Genomic DNA, 3,027 nt, shown 5'->3' with positions numbered 1-3,027 from the left:
TGCCGTCCGCGGACGGCACCAGGTTGCCGCGGTGGATGAGGCCGGCGGTGATGTCGACCCACAACAGCTCGTGCGCGGCAGGATCCCACAGGGGGCCCTCGCAGAGTCTGCCGGGATGTGGGCTGCAGGGACGGGCCCTCAAGTGGCGCATACAGAAGTCTCCTTGCTCGTTGTTAACGTAACCATTTGCCCGACCCCCTGTAAACAGCCCCCTTCGGGATCTTCGGGATCTTCGGGATGCCGGCCCGCCGACTCGGCGGAAGGGCTCGCTCGGGGCGGACGCGCTCATGGAGAAGCGGCCCGGAGGGGTTGGGGCGCGGACGGCCTCGCCGCCGCCTCCCTGCGGGATGGCCTCGAGGGCCGGATCCGCCGTCGAGGGATTGCGCACGCCGGCGCCCCCCTCGGGTGCGAAGGCCGCGTGGAGCGACGCGCCCGGAGCTGTGGGGTTCGACGGGATCAGAATACTGTTTGCGTAAACATCAAGTGAAGGGGGTCGTCGCTTCAGAGGACCGCCTCATGCGGTAGTAGCTGCCGAGGAAGCCGTCGGCGCGCTGACCGTCCCGGTTCCTCCGCCACTTCAGAGGTGGCCGTGCACCTGAGTCAGCACCCCTCGCTCTTCCCCACCCGCAGTCCGGACCGCGGCATGCGGGCCGCAGCGCTGGTCGTGTCCGCCGAGGCGGCCAGGGTCCGCCAGGCGCGTCATTCCGTGACCGCGGCGCTGCGCCGGTGGGGCTGGGTCGGCCGGAACCGAACGTCCACGTCGCTCGCTTCGGACGGAAGACCGATGGAAGGCGTCATCGAGAACGGCAGCCCGTCGAGGTGCTTCGCGCGACGGTCACCCGTGCCCACGGCACGGACCGGGTGTGCGACGCGGACGAGGCCTGGATCGGCGAACCGGGCGACGGCTGCTTCAGCGTGGCCCACGGGTGCGACGCCATGGCCGCCTAACCGGCGGCGCTTCGGCTGACCTGGCAGCACACGAAGCCTCCAGTGCCGGTGGTGGTCGACTTCTCCGGTGGTGGGCGACTTCTCCGGTGGAGGCCATGAGCCGTGCGATGCCGACCGCTCCTTCACGGCACACGTCGATGCGGACGACCTCGACGCCGTGAGGGGGACACCGACCCGGTCGCAGGTCGGCGCCCACGACGAGGTGCTCGGCGCGATCCCCCGGGGGCTGAACGGCATCCGGCGCACTGCGTTCGGCCCGCCGGCCGGGCCGGGTGAGACTACGTGACGCAGGGCCTTCCTGCGGATGGTCGAGGGAGTGCCGGGCGACGGCGAACGACGCGGCGCCGATCTGCGCACGACTACGACGGGATCCTCGAGGTCGTGGCGGCCCGTGCCGATGCGCTGGGCCGCGAGGAAGCGGGGGTCGCGGGTGCGCAGCCGGATGTCCGGTTCGGCGAGCAGCCAGGAGGGCAGGCCGCCGCCCTCCCACTCGGCGCAGATGTACGGGCCGGGGCGCAGCAGGACGTGCAGTCCTTCGGTGGCGGCGAGGTCGAGGAAGCGGGGGAGGTCGAGGCCTGCGTCCATCACGAAACGGTCGGGGCGTGGCTGGTGCAGGTTCCACGGGACGTAGGTCTCGACGGTGTTGAGGCCCATGAGCCGTGCCTTGCGGAGCCGGTCCTGCCACTGGTCGGGGTGGACCCGGAAGTAGTGCGGCCCGCCGGACAGGATGCGGAAGGGATGGCCGTCGAGCAGGAAGCCGGCCTGGTCTGTCCGGAGAACGGGCATGCGCTGTGTGCTCCTGCAGGTGAAAGGTCGTGCGGGACCGCGGTGTCACCCTGATGCATTGACGCAAGCACCTCTCAGGGGGCGGCAAGACCTTTCCGCAGGCTTGCGGGGGCGGAGCCTCTACGTGGCTCCGCCCCCGCGTCGAGCGGGTTACTTGTTGACGGTGAAGCCCTGGTCCTTGCCGTACTTGACGCTGGCGTCCTGCCAGGCCTTCAGGCCCTCGGAGAGCTTGGTCGGGGAGACGTAGGCCTTGCCGACGGTGTCGTTGAAGATGGAGTTGGCGTAGACCTGGTAGGGCAGGTACTGCCAGTCGGAGCCGACGTTGGCGGCCGACTCGGCGAAGATCTGGTTGGCCTTCTGGCCGCCGAAGTACGGGAACTTGGTGTCCAGGAACGCCTTGGACTCCAGGTCGGCGCGGGTGGCGGGGAAGGCGCCCTGGGCGACGCGGGAGCTCGCGCCGGCGCCGGTGGTGGCGAACTCGGCGAAGGCGTAGGCGAGTTCCTTGTTCTTGGCGACCTTCGGGACGGCCAGCGAGCTGCCGCCGTTCTCGGCGCTAGCCTTGCCGCCCTTCGTCCACTGCGGGAGCGGGGCGACCCGCCAGTCGCCGGAGGCGGAGGCGACGCCGGAGGCGAAGTTGGCCGGCATCCAGGCGCCGGTGGTCAGGGTGGCGATGGAGCCGTCGGCGAGGCCCTTGTACCAGGCGTCGCTCCAAGGGTTGACGGGCGAGAGGAGCTTCTCGTCGAGGAGCTTCTGCCAGGTGGCGGCGTACGCCTTGGAGCCGTCGTCCGTGAAGTCGATCTTCACATCGGTTCCGTCGGTCTTGTACGGGTGACCTCCGGCCTGCCAGATCAGACTGGTGGTGGCGCCGGCGTCGCCGGTGTCGTTGGCGATGAAGACCTTCGGGTCGGCCTTGTGNNGGGCATGGCGTAGATGGCGTCGCCCTGGTGGACGGCGGTCCACGGACCGGAGGTGAAGCCCGTGGCGTGCTTGAGGGCGCCGTAGGGGGCGAGGTCCTCGACGGACTTGCCGATGGTGAACTGGCCGAGGGCGTAGTACTCGACCTGGGCGACGTCGGGCGCACCCGAGCCGGCGGCTATCGCGTTCTGGAGAGCCGTGTACTGCTTGTCGCCGGTGCCGGCGTTGATCAGCTCGACGTCGACCTTCGGGTACTTCTTCTCGAAGTCCTCCGCCACCTTCTTCAGCGTGGGCTCCCAGGCCCACACGGTCACCTTGCCGCCCTTCTCCAGCGCGGCCGCGACCTCCTTCGGACCACTCGTGCCGGCCGAGCCGCCG

Annotated in this window: 2 pseudogenes; both read right to left on the bottom strand. The window is 70.0% G+C overall.

Annotated elements, in window-relative coordinates:
* Nucleotides 1–1,353: 1,353 nt before the first annotated feature.
* Nucleotides 1,354–1,734, bottom strand: a pseudogene (locus CCN56_RS37265) (beta-galactosidase); the annotation flags it as partial.
* A gap of 150 nt (nucleotides 1,735–1,884) precedes the next feature.
* Nucleotides 1,885–3,027, bottom strand: a pseudogene (locus CCN56_RS37260) (extracellular solute-binding protein); the annotation flags it as partial.

Origin of the sequence: Streptomyces sp. NRRL B-24572 (assembly GCF_002156145.1) — a bacterium.
Classification (GTDB): Bacteria; Actinomycetota; Actinomycetes; order Streptomycetales; family Streptomycetaceae; genus Streptomyces; species Streptomyces vietnamensis.
The sequence above is the reverse complement of the archived record's forward strand: the minus strand, read 5'-3'. Positions and strand labels throughout refer to the sequence as shown.